At 63.7% G+C, this 1,291-nt stretch carries 1 protein-coding gene; it reads right to left on the bottom strand.

The features are described 5' to 3' along the window. Nucleotides 1-173 precede the first annotated feature (173 nt). Nucleotides 174-1,217 carry an IS5 family transposase gene (locus tag ABIE58_RS20240; protein WP_354546411.1) on the bottom strand — a complete coding sequence of 348 codons (1,044 nt, stop codon included), beginning with the start codon at nt 1,215-1,217 and terminating at the stop codon, nt 174-176. Nucleotides 1,218-1,291 lie beyond the last annotated feature (74 nt).

The raw sequence follows: 1,291 nt of genomic DNA, 5'->3' as shown, positions 1-1,291 counted from the left end.
GGGCACCTCGATTTTTGACCGTTTTCGCTGCCACGCAGCGGTGCGATTTGGGTGAGGCTGGATGTCGTGGTCGGCTGACGGCCTTATGCCTCCCAGAGGTCCGTAGTTCTGCGCCGTTCATGCTCGGTTGTTTCTGCCATGCGGGCTGATCGGCTCGCTGCTCCGCGCGATGGTCACGCCGGGCACGGGTTGATGCGGCGCAACTGCACGAGACGGCGCATGTTATAGGCGAGGTTCTTCATCCCGATCCTGGCCTTGGCGCGCGCGATGCCGATCGTGCGCACCAGCGTGCCGCCCATGTCGTTGGTCTGCGCACCGAAGACATGCTCGACCCGCACACGCACCTTCGATTTCGTCCGGTTGCTGCCCTTCGCCTGTTCGGTCAATGGCTTGCCGCGCTTGCCCTTGCGGTGGATGTGGCTCTTGAGTTTGCGGTTGCGCAGCTTGCCCTCCATCTCCTCGGAGCGATACGCCGCGTCCGCCCAGACGCCCGCGCCGGTATTGCCGCGCATCAGCAGGTGGTCCACTGCCTGGCTGTCGTGCAGGGCGGCGTTGCTGACATGCCAGCGCCGCACCAGCTTGTGCTTGCGATCCACATTCACGTGGTTCTTGTAGCCGTAATGGCTCTTGCCGTGCTTCTTGGTCCAGCGGGCGTCCACGTCTTTCTGCGATCGCTTCGCGGGCTTGTCGGCCCAGTCCTCGGGCACCTCGCCGTTCTTGATTGCCCGGTTTTCCTCGCGCGTGTTGTGGTTGCGCGGCACCGCCACGATGGACGCATCGAGGATCTGCCCGCCGCGCGCGATGTAGCCCTGCCGTGCCAGATGCCCGTCGAATTGGCGGAACAACTCCTCGGCCAGACCCGCCTGCGCCAGCCCCTCGCGATAGAGCCAGACCGTCTTGGCGTCCGGCACCCGATCCTCGAGGCCCAGCCCCAGAAACCTCATGAACGACAGCCGGTCCCGCACCTGATACTCGATCTGGTCGTCCGACAGGTTGTAGAGCGCGCTCAAAACCAGCGCCTTGAAAATCACGATGGCGTCGATCGGCTTGCGCCCTGCGCGCGACTTGCGCTCTGCATCCGGCTTGCGCCAGACCCGTTCCAGCGTCGGGCGAAACTCTTCCCAAGGCACGACCGCGTCGATCTTCACCAGCGGGTCACACTTCGCGTCCAGGCTCGCGTAGCGGTCTGAAAGATCAAAGAAACCCATCTGCGCCATCGTTGCACCCCATCCCGTTTTATCGCTCCGATCATACCGAAACGCCGGTGTCAGCGCAATTTTTCGAGGTGCCC

The organism is Roseovarius sp. MBR-78 (genome assembly GCF_040547535.1).
GTDB lineage: Bacteria > Pseudomonadota > Alphaproteobacteria > Rhodobacterales > Rhodobacteraceae > Roseovarius.
The sequence above is the reverse complement of the archived record's forward strand: the minus strand, read 5'-3'. Positions and strand labels throughout refer to the sequence as shown.

Bases quoted from the DNA above. Each gene is read 5' to 3' on its own strand.
- ABIE58_RS20240 (WP_354546411.1), bottom strand. From the start codon at position 1,217: ATGGCGCAGATGGGTTTCTTTGATCTTTCAGACCGCTACGCGAGCCTG.